This window comes from Paenibacillus mobilis (assembly GCF_058267595.1).
Window position 1 is genome coordinate 154,025 of the sequence record NZ_JBZCMS010000007.1, and the last position, 23,865, is coordinate 177,889.

General features: G+C 54.5%; 20 protein-coding genes. 12 read left to right on the plus strand and 8 right to left on the minus strand.

The window, feature by feature from the left end; all coding sequences use genetic code 11:
• Positions 1-48 precede the first annotated feature (48 nt).
• From AC3ZPD_RS14665 to AC3ZPD_RS14680, 4 genes are all read left to right on the plus strand, one after another.
• Complete coding sequence (locus tag AC3ZPD_RS14665; RefSeq protein WP_490985022.1) at positions 49-840, plus strand: SDR family oxidoreductase; 792 nt, start codon at positions 49-51, stop codon at positions 838-840.
• Between the two features lie 226 nt (positions 841-1,066).
• Positions 1,067-2,761, plus strand: a complete 1,695-nt coding sequence (locus AC3ZPD_RS14670; RefSeq protein WP_490985023.1) for a glutamine--tRNA ligase/YqeY domain fusion protein — start codon at positions 1,067-1,069, stop codon at positions 2,759-2,761.
• A gap of 37 nt (positions 2,762-2,798) precedes the next feature.
• Entirely contained in the window at positions 2,799-3,248 is a 450-nt protein-coding gene (locus AC3ZPD_RS14675) for a hypothetical protein (protein WP_490985024.1), read from the plus strand.
• Positions 3,249-3,333: 85 nt separating this feature from the next.
• Complete coding sequence (locus AC3ZPD_RS14680; protein WP_490985025.1) at positions 3,334-3,843, plus strand: metallophosphoesterase family protein; 510 nt, start codon at positions 3,334-3,336, stop codon at positions 3,841-3,843.
• 79 nt (positions 3,844-3,922) lie between these two features.
• Here AC3ZPD_RS14680 and AC3ZPD_RS14685 read toward each other — a convergent pair whose 3' ends face one another.
• Positions 3,923-5,137 (minus strand): MFS transporter, encoded by a 1,215-nt coding sequence (locus AC3ZPD_RS14685; RefSeq protein WP_490985168.1) that lies wholly within the window; start codon positions 5,135-5,137, stop codon positions 3,923-3,925.
• 150 nt (positions 5,138-5,287) lie between these two features.
• Here AC3ZPD_RS14685 and mobA point away from each other — a divergent pair, with 150 nt between their 5' ends.
• Positions 5,288-5,917, plus strand: a complete 630-nt coding sequence (gene mobA, locus AC3ZPD_RS14690; protein WP_490985026.1) for a molybdenum cofactor guanylyltransferase — start codon at positions 5,288-5,290, stop codon at positions 5,915-5,917.
• Positions 5,918-6,017: 100 nt separating this feature from the next.
• Here the strand turns inward: mobA and AC3ZPD_RS14695 are convergent, their stop codons facing one another.
• From AC3ZPD_RS14695 to AC3ZPD_RS14715, 5 genes are all read right to left on the minus strand, one after another.
• A complete protein-coding gene (locus tag AC3ZPD_RS14695) occupies positions 6,018-9,149 on the minus strand; it encodes an efflux RND transporter permease subunit (protein WP_490985169.1) in 3,132 nt (1,043 codons plus the stop codon).
• Positions 9,150-9,223: 74 nt separating this feature from the next.
• On the minus strand, positions 9,224-10,153 hold the full coding sequence (locus AC3ZPD_RS14700; RefSeq protein WP_490985027.1) for a TetR/AcrR family transcriptional regulator: 930 nt from the start codon (positions 10,151-10,153) through the stop codon (positions 9,224-9,226).
• A 91-nt stretch (positions 10,154-10,244) separates the two neighbouring features.
• Positions 10,245-10,559 carry a DMT family transporter gene (locus tag AC3ZPD_RS14705; RefSeq protein WP_490985028.1) on the minus strand — a complete coding sequence of 105 codons (315 nt, stop codon included), beginning with the start codon at positions 10,557-10,559 and terminating at the stop codon, positions 10,245-10,247.
• Positions 10,559-10,894 (minus strand): DMT family transporter, encoded by a 336-nt coding sequence (locus AC3ZPD_RS14710; protein WP_490985029.1) that lies wholly within the window; start codon positions 10,892-10,894, stop codon positions 10,559-10,561. The genes AC3ZPD_RS14705 and AC3ZPD_RS14710 overlap by 1 nt, the downstream gene beginning before the upstream one ends.
• 6 nt (positions 10,895-10,900) lie before the next feature.
• Positions 10,901-11,518, minus strand: a complete 618-nt coding sequence (locus AC3ZPD_RS14715; RefSeq protein ID WP_490985030.1) for a TetR/AcrR family transcriptional regulator — start codon at positions 11,516-11,518, stop codon at positions 10,901-10,903.
• A 197-nt stretch (positions 11,519-11,715) separates the two neighbouring features.
• Between AC3ZPD_RS14715 and cls the strand changes: the two genes are divergently transcribed.
• Positions 11,716-13,224 carry a cardiolipin synthase gene (cls, locus tag AC3ZPD_RS14720; RefSeq protein ID WP_490985031.1) on the plus strand — a complete coding sequence of 503 codons (1,509 nt, stop codon included), beginning with the start codon at positions 11,716-11,718 and terminating at the stop codon, positions 13,222-13,224.
• Between the two features lie 48 nt (positions 13,225-13,272).
• On the opposite strand, the gene AC3ZPD_RS14725 is transcribed toward cls, so the two are convergent.
• Positions 13,273-14,877: a phospholipase D family protein gene (locus tag AC3ZPD_RS14725; RefSeq protein ID WP_490985032.1), complete on the minus strand. Its 1,605-nt coding sequence runs from the start codon at positions 14,875-14,877 to the stop codon at positions 13,273-13,275.
• A gap of 348 nt (positions 14,878-15,225) precedes the next feature.
• Here AC3ZPD_RS14725 and fni point away from each other — a divergent pair, with 348 nt between their 5' ends.
• From fni to AC3ZPD_RS14740, 3 genes are all read left to right on the plus strand, one after another.
• Positions 15,226-16,290: a type 2 isopentenyl-diphosphate Delta-isomerase gene (gene fni, locus AC3ZPD_RS14730; protein ID WP_490985170.1), complete on the plus strand. Its 1,065-nt coding sequence runs from the start codon at positions 15,226-15,228 to the stop codon at positions 16,288-16,290.
• A gap of 200 nt (positions 16,291-16,490) precedes the next feature.
• On the plus strand, positions 16,491-17,591 hold the full coding sequence (gene ychF, locus AC3ZPD_RS14735) for a redox-regulated ATPase YchF (RefSeq protein WP_490985033.1): 1,101 nt from the start codon (positions 16,491-16,493) through the stop codon (positions 17,589-17,591).
• A 192-nt stretch (positions 17,592-17,783) separates the two neighbouring features.
• Entirely contained in the window at positions 17,784-19,223 is a 1,440-nt protein-coding gene (locus AC3ZPD_RS14740; RefSeq protein ID WP_490985034.1) for a helix-turn-helix domain-containing protein, read from the plus strand.
• Between the two features lie 33 nt (positions 19,224-19,256).
• Here the strand turns inward: AC3ZPD_RS14740 and AC3ZPD_RS14745 are convergent, their stop codons facing one another.
• Entirely contained in the window at positions 19,257-20,150 is an 894-nt protein-coding gene (locus AC3ZPD_RS14745; protein WP_490985035.1) for an SDR family oxidoreductase, read from the minus strand.
• Positions 20,151-20,370: 220 nt separating this feature from the next.
• Here AC3ZPD_RS14745 and prfA point away from each other — a divergent pair, with 220 nt between their 5' ends.
• The 3 genes from prfA (at position 20,371) to AC3ZPD_RS14760 (ending at position 23,756) form a co-directional block, all read left to right on the plus strand.
• Entirely contained in the window at positions 20,371-21,438 is a 1,068-nt protein-coding gene (gene prfA, locus AC3ZPD_RS14750; protein WP_490985036.1) for a peptide chain release factor 1, read from the plus strand.
• A gap of 4 nt (positions 21,439-21,442) precedes the next feature.
• On the plus strand, positions 21,443-22,447 hold the full coding sequence (locus AC3ZPD_RS14755; RefSeq protein ID WP_490985037.1) for a N5-glutamine methyltransferase family protein: 1,005 nt from the start codon (positions 21,443-21,445) through the stop codon (positions 22,445-22,447).
• Positions 22,448-22,586: 139 nt separating this feature from the next.
• On the plus strand, positions 22,587-23,756 hold the full coding sequence (locus AC3ZPD_RS14760) for an FtsW/RodA/SpoVE family cell cycle protein (RefSeq protein ID WP_490985171.1): 1,170 nt from the start codon (positions 22,587-22,589) through the stop codon (positions 23,754-23,756).
• Positions 23,757-23,865: the final 109 nt, after the last annotated feature.

A 23,865-nucleotide genomic window follows, 5' to 3' on the forward strand; every position in this document is an offset into this window, starting at 1 on the left:
CGGGTTGCCTAGTCAAATGGAACTTAAGAATGAAGGGAGAGGCACGGAATGGATCTTGGATTACGCGGAAAAAAAGCGCTCGTCGTCGCCTCCAGCCGCGGCCTTGGCAAAGCCATCGCCAAGCAGCTGGTGCTGGAAGGCGCGGACGTTATGCTGACAAGCCGCAGCGAAGAAAAGCTGCTCGAGGTGCAGAAGGAGCTGAGCGGGCTGGGCACGGGCAGCCGGGTGGAATTTTGCACGGCCGACGTGACGGATAAAGCCGATATCGACCGGTTAATTACCCGTACGTCGGAAGCTTTCGGCGGCCGGCTGGACGTGCTGGTCAACAATGCGGGCGGCCCGCCTCCGGCCTCCTTTGAGGAGCTGGACGATGAAGCCTGGCTGCAGGCTTTCCAACTGAATCTGCTGAGCTACGTCCGCCTTATCCGCACGGCCCTGCCGCTGATGAAGCCTGCGGGCGGCCGGATCGCCAACCTGACCTCGAGTTCGATCAAGCAGCCGATTCCGGGGCTGATTTTATCCAACACGATGAGGATGGGCGTGCTCGGCATGACCAAAACGTTATCCAAAGAGCTGGCGCCTTACGGGATATTGATTAATACGGTTGCACCGGGAAAAATAGAAACCGACCGGATTCTGCAGCTGAACCGGAAACGCGCGGACCGGAGCGGCATTCCTGAAGAAGAGTGGGCCAGGAGGGAACAGGAACAAATTCCGCTCGGTCGTTACGGGACGCCGGAGGAATTTGCGAAAGCGGTCGTTTTTCTGCTTTCCGGCGCCAATACGTATATCACCGGTACGATTCAGGTGATTGACGGAGGGGTTATGGACGCCCTGTAGGTATATCCGAATAGTCAGGTAACAGGTGCAGTCATGAACCTGCAGTACAAACGGCAGCATGGGGATCTTCCGGAGGAGGAAGCTGTGCTGCCCGCTTTTTTTGGGGAGGCCTCGCTAAGGCGTTCGGACAGGGCCGTCAAAGGCCCGGGGCATTGAACTCTTGGCCGGATATCGGTATATTTATATAAACGAAACGGATCTTATTCGGACAGAAAGGTTGATTCGCGTGACACACGGCACAACGCCTCCAAATTTCATTAAAAATATTATTACGGAAGACCTGAAGACAGGCAAAGTAAATAAAGTTGTTACCCGTTTTCCGCCTGAGCCGAACGGCTATCTGCATATCGGCCATGCCAAAGCGATCTGGGTCAATTTCACGCTTGCGGACGAGTTCGGCGGACGGACAAACCTCCGGTTTGACGACACCAACCCGCTGAAAGAAGACGTGGAATACGTTAATTCCATCAAGGAAGACGTGAAATGGCTCGGATTCGAATGGGAGGAGCTGCATTATGCCTCCGATTATTTTGAAGAGATGTATAACCGCGCCGTGCTGCTGATCAAAAAAGGCAAAGCCTATGTGGATGATCAAACTGCCGACCAAATCCGCGAAACCCGCGGTACGCTGACGGAGCCGGGCAAAAATAGCCCGTTCCGCGACCGTTCGGTCGAAGAAAATCTCGACTTGTTCACGCGCATGAGAGCGGGGGAATTTAAAAACGGGGAAAAGGTGCTGCGCGCCAAAATCGACATGGCCTCCCCGAACATCAATCTGAGGGATCCGGTAATCTACCGGATTTCCCATGCTTCGCACCATAACACGGGAGATACCTGGTGCATTTATCCGATGTATGCTTTCGCTCACCCGCTGGAAGATGCCATCGAAGGCGTGACGCACTCCTTGTGTACGATCGAATTTGAAGACCAACGTCCCTTCTATGATTGGGTAATCGCTGAGACCGAAATGTCGGCAGAGCCGCATCAATACGAATTCGGCCGGCTGAACGTGGAATCGATGGTGACCTCCAAACGGAAGCTGAAGCTGCTCGTGGACGAAGGGTACGTGGACGGCTGGGACGATCCTCGGATGCCTACAATTTCGGGGCTGCGCCGCAGAGGTTATACGCCGGAAGCTATCAAGAACTTTGTCTTCGAAGCGGGAATATCCAAAGCGCAAGGTACGGTCGATCTGGCGATGCTGGAGCATTTTATCCGTGAGGATTTGAAAATGAAAGCTCCGCGCACCATGGCCGTGCTGGATCCGCTGAAGGTGGTTATCACCAACTATCCGGAGGGTCAAACGGAAATGCTGGAAGCCGAAAACAACTCTGAAAATCCGGAGATGGGCAACCGCCAAATTCCGTTCTCCCGCGAAATCTACATTGAGCGCGAAGACTTCATGGAGAACCCGCCGAGCAAATATTTCCGGTTGTTCCCGGGCAACGAAGTTCGCTTGAAGCACGCTTATTTCATCAAATGCAACGATGTGATCAAGGATGAGGAAGGCAACGTAACCGAGATTCACTGCACGTACGATCCGGAAACGAAAAGCGGCACCGGCTTTACCGGCCGAAAAGTAAAAGGCACCATCCACTGGGTGGATGCCGGAAGCGCCGTTCCGGCCGAATTCCGCTTGTACGAGCCGCTGATTTCCTCCGCGGACGAAGAAGAAGAGCTGGACGGGGAAGAAACGGCGAAGGTGGAAGCTAAAACCTTTCTGGATCAAGTGAACCCCGATTCGCTGCAAATCGTCAAAGGTTTTGTGGAGCCTGAACTGGCGGAAGCGAAGCCGCACGATAAGTTCCAATTTTTCCGCCATGGCTATTTCAACGTGGATCCTAAAGTTTCCCGGCCGGGGGCCCCGGTATTTAACCGGATCGTCTCGCTGAAGAGCTCCTTTCAGCTTCCTAAACAATAATCACGACAGAGATAACAGATAAGGGGGATGGAGTGAAATGCAGAAGTTGGAGATTCGATTGCCTCAACCGGTTGGAATCAAGACGGAGCTGGCCAAAGCGCTTGGCCGGACGACCGAAGAACTGATTTCTATAGTAGAGCAGCAAAAATGGCAGGAGCTCCCGGATTTGCCTGAAGGCCGTGGAACCTGGGAGGGCTGGATCGACTATGCGAAGAGCCAGCCGGATATGCTGCTGGCTGCTTTAAAGGAAGGTTACCGGATCAATTATGCCACGATCGGCGGTGTAAGGACGCTGCTGGAGATCAAGTGGGGTCTTATGGTCGGGCAGGATTATCAGGACGGGGGAGAATCGGCGGAAAAGGTCCCCCTTCCGGACGATGCCGTCCGTGAACTGAGCCGGCTGGTGACTGTGCCTTGGGAGCTTGCCGCTACCGGGGAAACGTCCCCTTCCGGAGTGCCGCTTTACCGGATTGCCCACCGGGTCTGACGGGAGCAGCGCAACAGTTGGTTTTAAAACGCGGGTGGATATAAACCCGCGTTTTTTTAATTCCAAACTCAAAGGAGGAACTGTGATGAAAATTGGCGTGGTTTCGGATACGCACCAGCGTGAGGGAAAAGTCAAATTGCCCTCCAGGCTGATCGAGGAATTTAAAACGGTGGATTACATTCTCCATCTGGGCGATTGGATGACCCTGGAGGTTTACGACGAGCTGGCCCGCTTGGCACCCGTGAACGGAATCACCGGAAATAATGACGGGTATGAAATCCTTAACCGCTTTGGCGAGAAAAAAGTAATCACCCTGGATGGCGTCCATATCGGACTGGTCCACGGCCACGAACCGTATTCCTTGAGGCTGACCACCCCTCAAAAGGCCTTCAGGGCCTTTGAAGGAGAGGCGGTATCGTGCATTCTCTTTGGACACTCCCATCAGCCTTATCTGGAGATGGTGAACGGGGTGCTGTTGTTTAATCCCGGTTCCGCCACGGACAAACGGCGGGAGAAGCTGTATTCGTTTGGCCTGCTCGAAATCAGCGGCGGTAAAATATCCGCCCGGCATGTTTTTTATGAGAATAAGAGCTAGATTAAGAGCACAGCCGGATATAAAAAAGCGGCCCGAAACCGGGCCGTTTGATGGAAGGAGCCCGGATCAACCGGACCGTTCAGGAATAAAATTTGTTCGGTGCATAACCGTTGCGATGGATATAAGCCCAAAGCAGTCCGAGGCCGATGGAGCCGCACAGGCTCATGGAGACGAGCGTTTTGTATAAAACGACGGAGCCGAAGTTTTGAAACAGCCAGCCGCCCACCAGTCCGGCCAGGACGGTCGAAATGCCGCTCCAGCAGAGGACATACAGGGTTTGTCCCGCCGACCGGAAAGGCTTAGGCAGGAACAGCGACGTAAGCCGGGTGCCGACAAAATAAAATCCGCCCAGCGTCGCGGCGTTCAGCAGCCCGATCAAAATGACGTGCACCGGAAGCGTGGCGCTCGCCATCAGATTCCAGCGCAAAGCCGAAAGCAGGGCGGTCAGGGCGAGCAGCAGCAGCAGGCGCGACATTTTCCGTTTAACCGATTTGGTTAGCAAATAAAACACAAAAGCTTCGAAGATAAAAGAGATAAAAACGGCCAGAGTGACATCAAAAACACTCCCGCCCAGATCGGTCATAAACAGCGGCATAAAGAGCTGATTCACGGAAAAAGGAATGGTGACCAGCATGCCGAGCAGCAGAAAAGCCACAAAGTATTTGTTCAGAAGCACTCCGGTCACTTCCCTTCCGGTTAGCGGCGGAGTCGGATCCGGTTTCCGCAGGGAAGGGAATGACAAGCAGCATACGATGGCTGCAGCCGCAAGCAGGGTAACCACAATGGTGATAGGCAGTCGGTGAAACACGCCGTCGTTGAAGGTGAAACTGAACGAAACCGGAATAATCGCCCAGCCCAGGGAGGCCCATAAGCGATTTTTCGGGTAATGCCTTTTAAGCTGGGACGAAGATTCATCCATATTTTCAAGTGTAAAAGTATGATTCATAGTCAATAACGGAGACAGGAAGAAAAACAAGACCAGGCTGCCCCATGCAATGTAGCGGTAGGTCCCTACCCACAGCAGCAGTTGAACGGACAATAAGATCCCCAAAAGCAGCAGAACAAGGGCGTTCCGGGTGCTAAGCTGCTTACTGCGCCAGTAATTCCAGAAAGGATAGGCCGCGACGGACACAAGCGGGCCGGCGGCAAGGAGTTCCCCGATCTGGAGCTTGTCCATTCCTGCGGACAGGTAATAGAGCTGGAGATAGGACGTAAAGATCGAAGCGATCCCATAGGTGAAAAAGTTTAGCAGATGCAAGGAATGCGAGGCGTTTCTTCCGGAATCTTTTTGCACCAATCTGCGCCAGTCCTTTCTTTATAGGTAGAAACAACGCCTTTTTCACGGTAAAGGAGGCGTTTGCATAAATGTATCATGGCTTTTCGGTTGTTACAAACCATTTTTTTCTATATAAAGTGCATTATAGAGAAACAACGGGGTGAAAGAATGAACAGGCTCGGAGTTATTCTGGCAGGAGGCCAATCCTCACGGATGGGCCAAAACAAAGCGCTTCTGCAGGTGGAAGGCAGGTCCGTCATCAGCGCGATTATTGAAGCGATGTCTCCAGTGTGCGGACAGATTGTCATTTCCTCCATGCACCAGGAACTGTATGCCTTTACGGGCCTTCCTGTTCTACCAGACAGGTTTGAAGGAGCAGGGCCGTTAGCCGGCATTCATGCCGCTCTAGCTTATTCTGAGCAAAAATGGAATCTGGTATGCTCCTGCGACCATCCCTTTGCCAGCCGGCTGTTATTCGCCTCACTTATGGATGAGGCCGAGCAGTCGGATGAAACCGTCGACGCGGTAGTTCCGGTTCATGACGGACGGCTGCAGCCGCTGGTCGCCGCCTATCGGCGGAGCGCACGGCCCCAGCTGGAATACTGCCTTCAGCACGGCGAACGCCGGGTGATGGACTGGCTCGGCCGTTTGAATGTGAGAACGGTCCATGTTGCGGATTTGCCGGGCCGGCGCGGCAGCGAAGCGGGTCTGGCCATGTTTAATATGAACCGGCCGGAGGATTACGCCGAAGCGCTCAGGCTAGCGGCGGAACGAAGAGACAAATCGGACTCGCGTTAAAATAAAAAAAGGGAAGCGCCAAAGCGGTTAAGCTTTGGGCTTCCCTTTTTTGCTATAAGCATTAACGAAGGAAGGAATCGAAGCCGGACAGGCCCGGCTGTTAATCCTCCTGCTCGGCCAGGCTGTTCCGGCGGAACTTGGCCAGGAACTCGTAAACTACCGGCACGATGACCAAGGTCAGCAGCGTGGAGCTGATAAGGCCGCCGATAACGGTAACGCCCAGACCTTTGGAGATGACGCCGGCGCTGTTTTCCCAGCCAAACACGAGCGGCAGCAAAGCGCCGATCGTGGCGATGGCCGTCATCAGGATCGGACGAAGACGTGTAGCTCCGGCTTCAAGCAGGGCTTCGCGCGTCGACAATCCTTCGCGTTCTTTGTGAATGACGCGGTCGATCAGTACGATCGCGTTTGTTACGACGATACCGATCAGCATCAGCGCCCCCATCAGGGAGGATACGTTGAGGGTATCGCCTGAAATCAACAGCGCCACGAGTGCGCCGATTACCGTAAACGGCAGGGAGAACAGGATCGCAAACGGCGCAAGCGCACCATGGAAGGTGACGACGAGTACGAAATAGACGATCGCAATCGCAGCGGCCATCGCGAGGCCGAGCTGGGTGAACGTATCGTTGATTTGTTCGGTTACCCCGCCAAACTTGACGGTTACGCCGTCCGGTTTGGATAAATCATCGACTTTGGTCTGCAAATTTTTTGAAACGCCGCTGACATCGGCAGCAAGGATATTGGCCGTGACTTGAACCACGGTTTTGCCGTCGATGCTGGAAATGGAGTCCGGAGACGTCCCTTTCACGACTTGGGCTACGTCTTTAATCGGCACCTGCACGCCCAGAGGCGAGGTCAGCGTTTCATTTTCAATATCGTTAATGCTGCCGTACGTTTTGTTGTCGGTCTTGACGTGAACTTCGTATTGCTTGCCGTCAATGTCCACGTCCGTGAGGACAGGCTCGGTGGTTGTCGGAGCCAAGGCCATGGCCAGCTGTCCGGCTGTCAGGCCCAGCGAACTGAGCTTCGCTTGATCCGCAAGCAGCGTATATTGATCGTAAGCGGTAGACAAGCTGGATTCGGCTTTTTCGAAGTTGGTTTTATCGTCTTGTACAAGCTTCAGCACCTGGTCAGCAAAAGGTTTGATCTGATCTACGCTGTCCCCGAAAATCTGCACGGTCAGCTGGCTGCCGCCGAGGCCGCCGCCGGAAGCGCCGCTCAGCTCGGACCAAGTTCCGTAAGGGACTTTTTTCGTAAGCTCGGCAATCAAATCTTCTTTGACCTGATCAAAGTTTTTGGTGTCGCTCTTATAGTTGGCGAAGAACAAGCCGGATTTGGACGGCCCAGGGCTAAGCGGGTTGCTGCCGCCGACGGAATACTGCATGTTCTCGATATCCGGCTGGGCGAGAAGGATTTTTTCCGCCGCGAGAGCGTGTTCCTTCACTTCTTCCAGCGTATCTCCCGGTTCAGGGGAGAAGGTGATCATCACGGACTTGTCTTCCTGGTCCGGCAGGAAGCTGCTGCCGATAAACGGCGTCAGGAACAAACTTCCGATCAGCAGGATCAAGGCAAGGCCGAAGGTGATCAGCTTATGGGACAGGGACCAGCGCAAAATCTTTTTGTACCCGCCTGCAAGGGCTCCCGGTTTCTCTTCGTGATTATGCGTTTGTTTGAGGCCCTTGCGGAACAAGGAGTGGGCCAGCGCCGGCACAAGCGTAACCGCTACGAGCAGGGAGGCCAGCAGCGCGAACACCATGGTCAGCGCAAACGGCATGAACAGCTCGCCGACCATGCCGCTGACGAAAGCAAGCGGCAGGAACACCGCGATCGTAACGATTGTCGAAGAGAAGATCGGAATGAACATTTCCCGCGTGGCTTCCAGGATCAGCTTGCGTCCTTTCAGCTTCTCGCCGGTCAGCGACATGCGCCGGTAAATATTTTCGATTACGACGATCGAGTCGTCCACGACCCGCCCGATGGCTACGGTCATGGCCCCGAGAGACATCATATTCAGCGTAATATTCATCTGGCGCAGCGCCAAAATGGCGATGAGCAGCGACAGCGGAATAGAGATGATGGCGATGATCGTCGAGCGGACGTTGCGCAGGAAGATCAGAATGATCAGCACGGCGAACAGGGCGCCGAACAAGGCCTTGAACAGCATCGTATTCACCGAATCCTCAATCGGTTTGCCCTGGTCCAGCAAAACGGTCAAATCGAGATCCGGGTAATCCTTTTTCAATTGATTTACGGTATCTTTCACTTCGTTGACGACGTCAACCGTGTTGGCATCGTTCGATTTAACGATTTGAATGCCCAGCGACTCTTTCCCGTTTGTGCGGGAAACGGATTCGGCCTGGCCGGTTACTTCGATTTTGGCGATCTGATCGAGGCGGACGGTTGGCAATCCTGCCGCAAGCCCGGCCTGACCTGAAGCGCCCGCTCCGGCTCCGGCGCCTGCTGCGGCATCGGCACTTGCGGAAGGCACAAGCGGGATTTCAAGCTTTTTCAAATCGTCGAGGGTCGTAATATTTCCATCCACCACAACGGCTTTCTGGGATTTGTCCAATTCGAACAGCCCCAGAGGCGCCCTGACGGAGGAAGCCTGGATAATCTGCTTCACGGAGTCTTCCGTCAGGCCAAGCTCAGCCATTTTGGCTTTATCATAAGTAAGCTCCACGTTTTGGGTATACTGCCCCGCTACCTGTACGGAAGCGACGCCGTCCAAATCCTCGAGCATCGGCTGAATGTCATTTTCGGCCAGCCGCGTCAGCTTCTCCAGGTCATTGGCGCCGTTGGAGGCCAAACTCAGGGAGATGACAGGCAGAGAGCTCAGACTGAATCTGGAAATCTGCGGTTTCTGGACTTCGTCCGGCAGCGTAACGCTCGTAAGAGCTTCGCGCAGCGCGGCGGAGGCGTTATCCAGGTCTGCTCCGTAGTCATATTCGACCTGAATGGAGGAAACGTTCTCCATGGAGTTTGACGTAATGGTTTTTACGCCCTCCAGGTTGCGCAGCTTCTGCTCCAGCGGGATGGTGACGTCGTTTTGCACGCCTTCGGGGGCTGCGCCCGGATATACGGTGGTGACCGTCAGAAACGGGATGTTGATATTGGGGATCGTCTCCTGCTTCATGGTCAAGCCGCTGTACAAACCGCCGGCCACCACGATAATCGTGAGGAACCAGATCGCGAATTTGTTTCTCAGCGAGAAATTGATAATGCCTTTCATAGCGGGTTTCTTCACTCCTTGTTTTTCTCTTGGGTTGCAAAGCTGTCAGGATGAGGCCCTTGATCTGGATACCCTTATTCGGAGGTGTCCGGCAGGCCTAAAGCCGAATGAACAAGCTGTTTCAGCTCCAGATAGCCGTTTCGGACCGAATCGGTATCTTCGTCTTCCAAATAGGCCAGATTATAAAGCATGCCGGTTAAAATGGCCTTCCGGGGCTCTAGACTAAGGAATTCCTCTTCCAGTATGGATAAGGTTTCATACGTGCCTGCCTGTACATGGGTTTCAGCTTTTAGTCCGGCCAGTTCCTGCCGCAGCTCTTTAATGACCATTAAGGGATGGCGGGGCATCTCGGGGATTGCCGACATTCCTTTTCCGATCCAGACCTCCAGCTCCTTCGGGGAGATCAAGGGATCGCCGCCTTTATTCATGTAAAGATTAGCGGTGTTATCGACCAGTTCAAGCAGGTGCGAAGCCACTTTTTCAATGGAAAAAGGCAATACGGGAAACAGGAACATGAGCTGGATGCACGAACCGAGCATGCCGTTGATCATCAGCAGCATATCCCCTGCGTAAGGCGTGATTTCCGGCCCGTAAATTTCCGTCATTTTGCTCTTCAACAGCAGCAGCAGTTTTAGGTTATATTCATGCTCAACCGGCAGTTTGTCCCGTCCCGAATAATCCATGAACTGCGTCCAGAAATATTCCCGGAGCTCGACGATCTGCCGGAGCAGAACGAGAATTTGCTTGTACAGCCTGTCTCTCGGGGACAAGTCCTGCTCGTGTTCGAGCAGCAGCATCTGGTCTTCGATCGTTTTGAAGCAGTAGCTGTAAATGGCGCTCTCCAGCTCCTCTTTGGACTTAAAATGGAGATAAAGGCTTCCTTTGGAAATGCCGCAAGCGTCGGCAATATCCTGCATGGAGGTAGTGCGGGCGCCTTGGGCCGAAAAAAGCTTTAAAGCCGTCTTTAGAATAAGCTGTTTCTTATCCGTCGATTTATCGGACAAAGACTTTGAGCACTCCCCTCTGACTTGTCGGTTCTTTAAATGACTTAATAGTCAAAGTGATTATAGTATAAAAAAAAGCCCATTACAAATTTCATGTAATGAGCTTTAAACCTATCGCTGAAGCCAATATTACGATAATGCACAGCAGGCGGGTCCACGTCTTCGATTCCCCGTACAAAAGCATGCCCAGCAGGGCGCTGCCCACGGTGCCGATGCCGGTCCAAACGGCGTAGGCGGTCCCCATCGGGAGCGAGCCCATGGCGTAAGTCAGCAGTGAAAAGCTGCCGGCAAAAGCGCCGAATAAAACAAGGAAGGACTTAAACGATCTCCGCCGGGTCACCATGTTCATGCCGATAAATCCGAGAACTTCAAAACCTCCTGCAAATACCAGAGCAATCCATGCCATCAGCTTTCCGCCTCCTCTTGCCGGTCAGTGATCAGCTTGAGCCCGATAACGCCGCACAGCAGGACGCCGATTAAGGTGATCTTGAGCGGATTTACGGGTTCATGGAAAAAGAGCATCTCGGCAGCGACGGTTCCCGCCGTGCCGAGACCGGTAAAAACGGCGTAAACCGTCCCGACCGGCAGACGTCTGGCCGCCTTCAGGATCAGATAGAAGCTGAAGGCGAGGGCAAGGCCGGTTCCCAGCCATTCCCACCAGACATCGGCATATTTAAGACCGGAAACCCATACGACTTCAATCAGGCCTCCGATCCATACATACAACCAATTGCGATTCATGATGCTTCAAACTCCTTTGTTTGTATCAGGCTTAGGATAAGGACGATGCTCCAGATGAATTCCGCGCCAATAAACCGGCCATGACAGCTCCAGCCTGCGTCTCGAACGTTCGGGATAATCGTAGAGCATATCCACGAGGACGCCGTCGGCCAGCGTCATGTAAGCGGCGGCGGCCTGTTCGGGAGGAATCCGGACCAAACGGTCCTCATCCGCCCCGCAGATCCGGGCAAGCCCGGATTCCATTTCATCTAGTAAAGGATAGCCGATCTCGAGCACCTCGCGATGCAGGGATTGCGGCGGGAAATAGCAGGTCCGAAGCAGGAATTTCATATCCTGGTTATGGCGGTACTGCTCCAGCAGCAGATTCAGCAGTCCTTTAAGACGCTCCTCCAGCGGTTGCTGGCGGTTTTCAATGAAATGTCTCCTGATGCTGCGCCGCGCCTGCTTGACCGAGCGCTTCAGCACCTGAAGGAACAGATCCTCTTTGCCCTGAAAATGCGCGTAAATCGAAGGCTTCTTGATGCCGCAAAGCTCGGCGATATCGCGCAGGGAGGCCCCGTCGAAGCCATGGGCGGCAAAGCAGTCGCGGGAAGCGTCCAACAGTTTGATTTTTCCGCTGCTCATTTGGAATCCCTCCTCCAGAAAAAACTAACTAACGATCGTTAGGTATATTCTTTCACGGAACCCTGGTAATGTCAACCGTTTGAAAAACCTGACATCCTTTGATGAATTTTGTTAGGAAGAATTTGTTTGTTCGTGTAATATAGACTAAGACAAACCTTAAGCCAATTTTTTAAAGCAGACAGACCAAGGGGAATGAGATGAGAAAAGGGATACAGATATTTTTCATAACGGTCATATTAATTATTTTCTACTTGTTCGGATTCAACTATTTCGGGAAATACGGCGGTACGCTGCTCAGTATTTTTCAAACGCTTACCGTCATTACGATCGGACTGGCCATCTTTATGGAGAACCGCAACCCGTCCAGCACGCTGGCCTGGATTCTGGTGCTTGCGCTGCTCCCTGTCGTCGGCCTGGTCTTGTATTTCCTGATCGGACAAAACTATTTCCGCAGAAAAAAATATGACAAAAAAGCCCTGGAGGACCAGGAGGCCTACGAACGGATCGACCACAACGGGCTGGTCATCAAAGGCGAGGACACCCGGTTCTCTCACGACCAGCAGAAGCTGCTCCGCCTTTCGCAGAAAATGGCCCGGACCCCGGTTTCGCTGGCCAGCCGCACCTGGGTGCTGACGAACGGGGAGGAGACCTTTTCCTCGCTCCTGCAGGAGCTTAAGAAAGCTACCCATCATATCCATATGGAGTATTACATTTACCGTGCGGACGATATCGGCAGGGAAATCCAGCAGACGCTGATCGAGAAAGCGAAAGAAGGCGTAGAGGTCCGGTTTATGTATGATGCCGTGGGGAGCATCGGCCTGTCGAAGTCCTTTTTGAAGGAGATGCGGGACGCCGGCGTTGAGATCGGCATTTTCGGCGCCGTGCGGTTTCTGGCTTTGTCCAGCCGGGTGAATTACCGGAACCACCGGAAAATCGTCGTTATCGACGGGAAAACGGCCTTTATGGGCGGACTGAACGTCGGAGACGAATATTTGAGCCGCAGCAAAACCTACGGTTTCTGGCGCGATACCCATATGCTGGTCAAAGGCGAAGCCGTGCGGACGCTGCAGATCGTCTTTTTGCAGGACTGGAAATATGTGACGGGTCAAACCCTGATGGGCCTGGAGTATTTGTCGCCGGAGCTGGAGCGCAACTGCAGCGGTGCGGTACAAATTATTCCCAACGGTCCGGATAATGAAAACGACTCGCTCAAAAATATTATCTTCAGCATGATCGTGTCCGCCGAGAAATCGGTTTGGCTGGCCACGCCGTATTTTATCCCGGATGACGACATTTTGACGGCGCTGCAGGTGGCGGCTCTCGCCGGACTCGACGTGCGGATCCTTTTCCCGGCCAAACCGGATAAATGGCTGCCGTTTCTGGCTTCCCACTCTTATTTCCCTTCGCTGCTTGGGGCGGGGGTCAAAATCTATGAATATGAAAAAGGTTTCCTTCACTCCAAGCTGCTGATCGCGGACGGGAAGATCGCGACGGTCGGCACGGCTAACATGGACATGCGCAGCTTCCATCTGAACTTCGAGGTGAACGCGCTGCTCGTCGGCACGGAAAGCGTGAACAAAATGGTGGCGGATTTCGAACGCGATTTGCTGTCCACTCACCTGATCGAACTGAACTCCTTTATGAAGAAAAAGATTGTGGTACGGCTTATGGAATCAGCCGCCCGGCTGATGTCTCCGCTGCTGTAATCGACAACGACAAACCCCTCCGGCACAGGCCGGAGGGGTTATTTTTATTTAAAAAGTAGTGAAGCCAAGCGCATTTTGCAAGTCAAATAGGATTTCTTTGAACCAGACGTTTTTTTGCCGGTAGGCGCTGTACTCCAAGCTGTAAATGGCCCCTTCGTTGTTCCAGAGCCTTTGAAAATACCGATCGACCGAACGGACGATTCCGCTCGTCTGCGGACCTTCTATCCAAAGTGCGTTCTCCAGGTTGTAGTCCCGCAAAATTCGAGGAGTCAGGTTAGCCGATCCGCCCAAAATGAGACTGTCCCCGGACTGTTTGTCCGCGTACACCAGTTTGGAGTGATACTGCTCATTGGTGGTGTTGTACCACCTGACCTGAATTTTCCCGTCCGAACCGGTGATCAGCTTCTCCGCAGCCGGACGGTTCGGAATGCCTGTCTTATCCCGGCCGAACGCATTTTCATTCGGGTCAAGCAGCAGCCTGATCTCCGCTCCCCGGCCTGAAGCCTTCAGGAGGGCTTTGACGACTTTGGGATCCCCCAGATAAAACATGCCCATCCACAGGGTATCGCCTTGGCCCATACCTTCGATGAGCGATAGGGTCCGGCTGTCGATTTTCCCTTCCGTCAGATAACGGAGGCGAACGTTGTCCGGATTTGGAGGGGCGGCAGGGGAGCGGGAAGACGATTCGGCGGCGGAGGCAGGAGCATCCGGCGGCTGTTCCGAACCCGAAGAAAAAGTGTTCAGGCCCGGAAGCGAGCCGCCGCCCGAGAAGCGGAGCACGGACTGCTCGGTTTGCAAAATATTTTCGGTAAGCACGCCCCCGTCCACCTCAAAGGCGATATTGGAGTGGTAGGCGCTCGCATTATGGACATTGCCGGAGGAAACGAGAGCTCCGTTTTCGGTCACCAGCACTTTCCGGTGGTTGGCCTTTACATTAAGCAATTTTAAATAAGACCGTGCGGTGATATCCGGCCCGTCCGAAGCCATCAGGTTCGGAATCCAGCCATGTCCGGACTGTCCGAACCACTGGATGAAGGTTCGCCAGAAAGCCGAATAGGCCGGAGTCGAATCGCGAAGCGGATTTACATCCGTAACGGCGACGCGGATGCCGGCCTGCTTCAGCTGCTCGAACCGCTTATTCGGAGCCGAGCCGTAATTGGTATTGATTTCATCGGTGATCACAATGGCCTGAAGATCGGGATATTTCTTTTTCTGCTCGATAAGTCTGCGTACCAGTTCTCCGCTGACATCGGGGAATACGGCGCCTTTATGTACATAATCATTAAACAGAAACATGTCCAGGACGATATATTGTTTGGCTTCGCCGACCATGCCGTACATGCGGTCCACGATGCTCCGCTCCTGCCTGATCCCGCCTTGTCCGTCGGGGTAAGTCAGATCGTAAAGAAAATGGACGTCCGAAACGGTGTATTCGGGACTCTCATAAGACAAGCCCTTGGGAAGCGGTTTGTGAGTCTGATAAATCATGACGCCGGCCAGCCACAGGATCAGAAGGATAACAAGCCCGACCAGGGAAAAAACTGTCAGGCGTTTGCGCCGGGCGGGCGTTTTTGTTGACTGCCGTTCCGCTCTCTGCTCCGGCCCTTGCTCCAACCGCTCCGTCTGCTGCTTCGGATACTTGCTGCTGTTCATGCTCCCTCTCCTCCTCCGGCTAAGCTTTTGGAATCCGTTCCATTAATATACCTTGAAGCGGGAATTTTGAAGCAAATCGGTTCTAATTCGGCATATTCACCGGGAGTCGTGAAACGGCAACAGATGCTGGCGTCCTTATAATGCCCTTGCATTCAGAGCCGAAAATGATTACTGTTTACCCTATGACAGCCTGTGCCGGGACGCACTGGACCGGCGGACAGGCAGCGAACGTTAAGCGGAAGAAAGGAAGAAGATAAGGTGAAGCAGCGGCAGCGGTACGGGAACAGACAACAACGGCGGGGACGGAGCGGCGTCCGCAAGGATCGGGATTATGCCGCCGAAGCGGGATTGTCCAAAGCCATAGGCCTATTGGGAGCATCGGATTCGGCGGATATTTCGGGGCGGAAGACGGAACACATCCGCATTTGCCTGGAGGAAGACGTGGAGGGAGCCGGAGTGACGAACGGGTTCGAAAAATACCGCTTCCGGCACAATGCCCTGCCGGAGCTTGATTTTGACGCCATCTCGCTCGAGACGGCGTTCCTCGGCCGCAAGCTGCGAGCGCCGCTGCTGATCAGCTCCATGACCGGCGGCAGCGCGGCGGGCGGCTCGATCAACGAGCGGCTCGCCGAAGCCGCCGAACGCCGGGGCTGGGCGATGGGCGTCGGCTCGGTGCGGGCCGCGGTGGAGCGGTCGGAGCTGGCGCCGACCTTTGCCGTGCGCCGGTTTGCGCCGAGTATTCCGGTTATCGCCAATCTTGGCGCCGTGCAGCTCAACTATGGCTTCGGTGCGGATGATGCGCGCCGGGCGGTCGAGATTGCGCAGGCGGACATGCTGGTGCTGCATCTGAACAGCCTGCAGGAGGTGTTCCAGCCGGAGGGGAACACGGCCTTCGGCGGTTTGCTGAAGCGGATCGGGCAGCTTTGCCGGGAGCTCGAGGTGCCCGTCGGCGTCAAGGAGGTCGGCTGGGGCATCGACGGCGAAACCGCGCAGCGCCTCCATGCGGCCGGGGTGGCGTTTATCGACGTGGCGGGTGCGGGCGGCACCTCCTGGAGCCAGGTGGAAAAATACCGCAGCGCGGACAGGCTCCGCCGCATGGCCGCGGAAACCTTCGCCGGCTGGGGCAATCCGACCGCGGAATGCGTCCGCGAGGTGCGCGGACTGCTGCCGGGCGCGGCCCTCATCGCCAGCGGCGGCCTGACGAGCGGCCTGGACGCGGCGAAGGCGATCGCGCTGGGTGCCGACCTGGCCGGTTTCGGTCGGGCGCTGCTCGGCCCGGCCGTGGCGTCGGAGGCGCTGGTGGACGAACGGCTCGCCCGCACGGAGCTGGAGCTGCGCGTGGCCATGTTCGGCATCGGCGCCTGCTCGATCGAAGAGCTGCGGGAGACGCAGCGGCTGGTCCGGCTGCCCTAAGCTATGGGCACCGAATGGGCACGGGCGCATTCCATCCGCCCGTTAAGCGGGGCGGCAGCGATTCTTTTTACACCAGCAATACGCAGGGTTTACAGCCTTGCCCCCGTATTTGATCTAATATATAATAAGTAGGATTGTTTGAAAGCAGGTTTAGAGAAGACCGGAATCCATCTTACTTATTATGAGGAGTTGTCATATAAATGGCTTTGAAAGCAGGAATCGTGGGTCTGCCGAACGTAGGGAAGTCCACGCTGTTTAACGCAATTACGCAAGCGGGGGCGGAATCGGCCAACTATCCGTTTTGTACGATCGATCCGAACGTAGGGGTCGTGGAAGTTCCGGACGAACGTCTGGACAAACTGACGGAATTGGTTGTGCCGAACAAAACTGTTCCTACCGCTTTTGAATTTGTCGATATCGCCGGTCTGGTACGCGGGGCAAGCAAAGGCGAAGGCCTGGGCAACAAGTTTCTGGCCCACATCCGCGAGGTGGACGCGATCGTGCACGTGGTCCGCTGCTTCGAAGATGAAAACATTACGCACGTCGACGGGAAAGTGAACCCGGTCAGCGACATCCAGACGATTAACCTGGAGCTGATTTTGGCCGACCTGGAGAGCGTGGACAAACGGATTGACCGCGCCAAGAAAAACATGAAAGGCGGCAACAAGCAGTACGCGCAGGAAGTCGAAGTGCTGGAACGCCTGAAAGAAGCGCTGTACAACGATCAGGCTGCGCGCAGCGTGGAGTTGTCCGACGAAGAAAAGCTTCTGATCCGCGATCTTCATCTATTGACCATGAAGCCGGTGCTGTACGCAGCGAATGTCAGTGAAGACGGCGTTGCCACCGCCGATTCGAATCCTTACGTCCAGCAGGTCCGCGATTTCGCGGCTGCGGAAAATGCCGCGGTGGTGCCGATCAGCGCCAAAGTTGAAGCGGAAATCGCCGAGCTGGAAGGCGAAGACAAAGCAATGTTCCTGGAAGAGCTTGGCCTGCAGGAATCCGGCCTGAACCGCCTGATCAAAGCGGCGTACAGCCTGCTTGGCTTGTACACCTACTTTACGGCAGGGGTGCAGGAGGTTCGCGCCTGGACCATCCGCAAGGGAACCAAAGCGCCCGGCGCAGCCGGCGTGATTCACAGCGATTTCGAACGCGGTTTTATCCGCGCCGAAGTCGTATCTTATGAGGATCTTGTAGCCGCAGGTTCGATGAACGCCGCTAAAGAGCGCGGACAGCTTCGCCTGGAAGGCAAGGATTACGTAGTTCAGGACGGCGACGTGATGCATTTCCGGTTTAACGTATAAATGTATATGATGTACTTGTGAAAAAGTGAAAGGCCGGCAGGGCTGAACCCTGCCAAGCTTGTTTAAGCAGGTTGCAGAAAGTCCCGCAGGTTGAACTGTGCGGGACTTTTTTTGACGCCGCAGAATTCTTGACCATTTTTTTAATTGTGAATACGATGGAGCTACAAAACTCGCGGGACTGGAGGGGCTGGGATGGCAGCAAAAACGATTCAGGCAGCAATCGAAGATCATCTGAGAACCCGTAAGTTGTCGGTCACCCAGTTCTCCGAACTCACCGGACTTAATACCGGCACGCTCAGCAATATCCTGAACGGTCACCGTTCTTTGTCCGTCGGTCAGCTGGACCGGATTACGGCTGCCATGGGACTGCCCGAAGGGAATTTCTACGACCGTTATGCCGCAGAGTGTCTCCGGTCCGCTCCGGATTGGCGGCGGTTTTCCCCTTTTCTGAGGCGCTGCGCCGAGCTTGGAAGAACGGAGATCATGGAGCCGGTGGTCCGGCTGATGCTGGAGAATCTGTCTTACGGTCCGCTGCTGTTTGAAATGGCGGAGCAGTTTTTGGCGGAAGGGCGACTTGAGGCTGCCAGACTGATGTATCGGAACGTCTCGGAAAGCGAAAAATATCAGCATTCGGAGCGGCTCGCTTTATGCCGTTACCGGCTTTTTCAAATTGACAGGGAGGGTACGGCGCGTACGGCGGAGAAAGGAGCTTTACTGAGGGCGGCGGCGAAATTCGAAGGTTACCTGGAACGGCTTGACGAAGCCGATCAGGTAGAAGCGCTGCTCGATTTGGCGGAGGCTTATGCCGCACTGGAGCAGTGGGGCAAGGTAGAGCAACTGGCCGAGCGGTTGGAACGGAAGGCCTCCGCGCAATATGCTCTGCTGCATAAAGAAGCGAAAAAGCTGTCCAAACCGGAAGCCAGGGCGGCTGAACGGGAACGAAGGCTCCCCTCCAAACCGTTGTTCAGCTATCTTATGCACAGTTACCGCCTGAGGGCGGCCGTTTATGAGCAGCGGGGCCAATATGAGATGGCGATGGATTATTTGGCTTTATGTAAGGACGCAAGCTGGGTGAAAGAGGACGGTGAAACCTCGGCGGGTCTGCTCGAGCAGTTTGAAGATTGGGCATACGAAGAAACGCTGGCCTGCCGGATGATGGCCGGGGATTCGGAGGCGCTGCTTTTGTACGCGGACTGCATCCTGGCCGAGAAAACCACGGATCGGCTGACGCCTGTCCTGCGGATGATCGAAGCCGCTAACCGTTATGAATATGAGCTCGACGGGCTTTTATTCTGCTTTGATCCTTTAATCGACAATTATGCCGCAAATGCTGGCCAAGAGAAACAGGCCGGGAACAAGCTCCAGGAGGAAACGGCGGTCCATTTCTTCGCCGAGCTGGCCGTATATGAATTCAAGAAGCGGCGTTACGCCACGGCGTTCCCGTATCTGCTCCAGAGTTTGACACTGAGCATTCAAAGCGGCGACGACGCCGGCGTCGTCCGCTGCGCGGCTTTGTTTGAGCAGTACCGTGAGCATGCCGGGCCGGAAGCCGTTTCGGCCTACCGGGAACTGCTCGCCGGAATAAGGCTGTATAAAGAGCTTAAGCGCCGCACTCCTTCGCGCGGCGCTTAAGATGTTGAACACGATAACCCTTTTGATGACTTATTAGGACATAACGGCTTCCATCACCTTATCAGTGACCGATTCGCTCCATTCCCAGAACTGCCGGGCCTGCTCCAGGGAGGCCGCACGCGCGGCCATTTTCGCAGGTTTGCGTTTGTAGAAATACATGCCGGACAAGCCGGCAACCTCCGGCGAGGACACCAGATATAGAGCGGTATCTGCTCCTTCCTCAGGCGTCAGGAACAAGGGCCGGAGCAGCTTGTGGGCAAAAGAGCCGAATCCGGTGCTGCGGTTTACGCCCAGACGCGTCGACACCGCTCCGGGATTTACGGCATTTACCGTGACCGGAGTTCCTTTAAGGCGTTCGTCGAGCTCCTTCATGAACCAAAGGTTAGCCAGCTTGGACCGGCCGTACGCCCCCCAAACCGTGAAGCCGCGTTCCATATGGGGATCGTTGTAATTCATCCTTCCAAACTTGTGAACGCCTGAGGAGACGATGACGATCCGTCCCTGGCCGCTCTTCTGCAATAAGGGGAGCAGCTCCCGGGTCAACACGAAATGTCCGAGATGGTTAACGCCCATATGGCGCTCAAAACCGTCTTCGGTTTCTTCCCTCTTTACGGTAACGACACCGGCATTATTGACCAGAAGATCAATATGGCCAAAGCCGGTTTTAATTTCATCGGCAGCCCGCCTAATCTGCTTCAAGGAGCCCAAATCACACAGGATCAGCTCGTGATCCTCCCTTTTGCTGCATCGTTTCACATGTTCGAGGGCTGCCGTCCCCCGTTCCAGGCTCCGGGCCAGCAGAACCACTTTCATGCCGTGCTCCGCGGCCAGCAGCCTGGCTGTAGCCAATCCCATTCCTCCGCTTGCTCCGGTCACAACGGCAATCTTCTGCCCGTTACCGGCTTTGCTGTCTCCTGGATTGGACATATAGCTTCACCTTCTGTCAGAAATCTTTAAAACCTAAAGTTAGACGACAATTAAACGGTATGCCCTCAGTCTAAAAGTTCTGGAAACAAAAATCAAGAAACGCTATCTATTCAAATTTGGACCTTCATGATATAATAAAAAGTCGTTTACCAACTTTAAATTTCGAGAATAAATATACATTATGTCTATATCCAAATGACCCTATGAGAGGTGAATTCCCTTGCTGGATAAACTTGAAGCCCTGATTGACCGTTATGAGAAGCTTAGTGAACTCCTTTGCGATCCGGATGTGGCCAGCGATCCAAAGAAGCTGCGGGATTATTCGAAAGAACAGTCCGATTTGCAGCCCACCTATGAAGCCTATAATGAATATAAACAAGTAGTTGATGAGCTTGAAGCCGCGAAAGAAATGCAGAATGAAAAGCTCGACGATGAAATGAAAGAAATGGTCAAAGGCGAAATCGACAACCTGACTGCACGCAAGACCGAGCTTGAAGAGCAGATCCGCATTTTGATGCTGCCTAAAGACCCGAATGACGACAAGAACGTAATCGTCGAAATCCGGGGAGCGGCCGGCGGAGACGAAGCCGCTTTGTTTGCGGCCGACCTTTACCGCATGTATACCCGTTACGCCGATACCCAAGGCTGGCGCGTAGAGCTCATGGACGTGAACGAAAGCGACCTGGGCGGCTTTAAAGAGGTTATTTTTATGATTAACGGCCGGGGCGCTTACAGCAAAATGAAATACGAAAGCGGCGCGCACCGCGTACAGCGTATTCCGGCAACGGAATCAGGCGGGCGGATTCATACTTCGACTTCTACGGTAGCCGTGATGCCGGAAGCCGAGGAAGTGGATATCGACATTCATGACAAGGATATCCGCGTAGATACGTTCTGCTCCAGCGGCGCCGGAGGACAGTCCGTCAACACGACCAAATCCGCCGTGCGGGTTACCCATATCCCTACAGGAATCGTGGCGACATGCCAGGACGGCAAATCGCAGAACTCCAACAAGGAGAAAGCCCTGCAGGTGCTGCGCACCCGGATTTACGACATGATGCGTCAGGAAGAGGAAGCGAAATATGCCGGCGAACGGAAAAGCAAAGTCGGCACCGGCGACCGCAGCGAACGCATCCGGACCTACAACTTCCCGCAAAGCCGCGTAACCGATCACCGCATCGGATTGACGCTGCACAAGCTGGATCAGGTCATGAACGGGGAAATTGAAGATATCCTTTCCGCGCTGACGATTGCGGAACAGTCCGAACTGCTGGAAAAAGGAGAATAACGCTTTGAACAGAGACAGATTTGTCATGTCTGCAGCGATTTCGATCAGAGAAGCCCTTCAGGAGGCTTCTTCTTTTTTGACGGCGGCCGGCATCGCCGAGCCCGAAGCCAATGCCCGGCTGCTGCTCGGCCATGTGCTGGGCTTATCGCCGGCATCCCTGCTTGCCGCGCAGAGGGAAGGGTTCCCGCAGGACCGTAAAGCGGAGTGGGAACAAGCTATTACCCGCAAAGCCCAGGGAGAACCTGCCCAATATATTACGGGTGAGCAAGAGTTTTACGGGCTTGCATTTAAAGTGAATCCCGCGGTGCTCATTCCCCGCCCGGAAACGGAGCTGCTGGTGGAACGCATCGCCCAGCTTGGAGCGGAGCTATGGCCGCAGGGGAAACAGCGGGAGGCCGCTGGGAATCCGGGAAGTGGAGGAACAGCACCGGCTGCACCAACAGAATCAACGGAACCAACAGTACCAACAGTACCAACAGTACCAGTACCGCGTGATCGGCCGCTGATGGCCGATATCGGCACGGGCAGCGGGGCTATCGCAGCCTCCCTTAAACATTTGCGCCCGCATTGGCGCGTAATGGCGAGCGACATTTCGCCCGCTGCGCTGAAGACGGCGCAACGCAACGCACGAGAGCTCGGTCTCGATATCGAGTTCCGCGAAGGCAATCTGCTGGAGCCCTTCCAGGGTATGAAGCTGGACATCCTCGTGTCCAATCCGCCTTACATCCCGGCGGCCGTCATCGAAGGGCTGCAGCCGGAAGTCAAAGATTTCGAGCCGCGTTCCGCTTTGGATGGCGGGGCGGATGGCCTGGATCCGTACCGGATCATGATGCAGCAGCTTTCGCTGCTGCAGGCGCCGCCGCGGCTGATCGGCTTTGAACTTGGCATGGGTCAGGCAGCCGACGTGGCCGATCTGCTCCGGCAAACCGGTTATTGGAGCCGGATCGAAACCGTGAAGGATTATGCGGGAATCGACCGGCATGTCATCGGCATTGCCGGAAACGAATAACATTTGTTCTGACGGGCCGGGATAGTGTAACATTAAGGGGAGTTTGAACGTAGTTCATATGTCAGGATATCAGTCACTAAGAACTTTGCGATAAGACAGAGTTCAGGCAAAAAGGACTCTGGGGGGATCCGTGTTGATCATAATCAACAAATTAAAGAAGATGGACTGGGTGATCGTAGTCATCCTGGGGCTCCTGATGGTGCTCAGCATTATCCTGATTCACAGCGGGGTAGCGGGATGGAAGGACCTCAAGGGCGCCGACAAAAGAATGGCGATTTATTATATCCCCGGTTTTATCGCTTTTTTCGGAATTGCGCTGCTTGATTACAAGCTGTTAATCAAATATTATCCGTATATTTTAGGTCTCGGTCTGCTGCTGCTGCTGCTGGTTAATTTCATAGGCAGCAGCATTAATGGTGCGCAGGGCTGGCTGAAGTTTCCCGGCGGACTCAGTCTCCAGCCGGCCGAGCTGTTTAAACTGGTGCTGATCATTACGCTGACGGCGCTCCTTATTAAGAAACATCGGGCACGCTTGTCCTTCTGGAGAAACGTGGTGCCGTTGACTCTGGTCACTCTGGTGCCCTTCGGACTGGTTATGGCCCAGAATGACATCGGTAACGGCCTGAGTTATCTGGTCATTTTGCTTGGCTTGCTTTGGATCGGGAATTTGAAATATTCGCACACCCTGATCATTCTGGTAGTGTTTGCGGTGGCCGTGGTCGTCGGCATTAAATCCTACATTTCGTTTCATGATCAGATCGAAGCTTCCCTCGCGGGCACAAGCAAAGCACACTGGCTGGACCGGATCGATCCCTGGCTGCTGCCGGACGAGGCAAGCAAAGACGCTTCCTACCATACCCGGAACGCCAAGATTGCAATCGCTTCGGGCGGGATGTTCGGCAAAGGCTACATGCACGGGGATTTCGTGCAGAGCAGCCGGGTTCCTTACACCTATTCCGACTCCATTTTTGTGGTGGTAGCCGAGGAATTCGGGTTTGTGGGATGTTCGGTGCTGCTGCTGCTATATTTTATATTGATCCACAGGATGATTCTCATTTCTTTGGAGGCGAAGGAGAGGAGCGGGCCTTACCTGATTGTCGGGGTGGTCGCGATGCTGCTCTACCAGATTTTCGAAAATATTGGCATGTTTATCGGCATTATGCCGCTGACCGGAATTACGCTGCCGTTCATCAGCTACGGCGGTACTTCCCTGCTTATCAATATGGCAAGTCTGGGCGTGGTGATGAGCGTGCGTCTCCACGGGCGCGAGAAGGAAGATGCGATCGTACAGAGCGGGGCTTCCTCGTAAGACAGGAAAGGTTGGACAGCTTCTTCAAGCTTCCAGCCGAAAGAAGAAGACGGCAACAGGAAAACGGCGGCTGACTTCCCGCAAGGGAGGAAGCGGCTGTTTTTGTTTT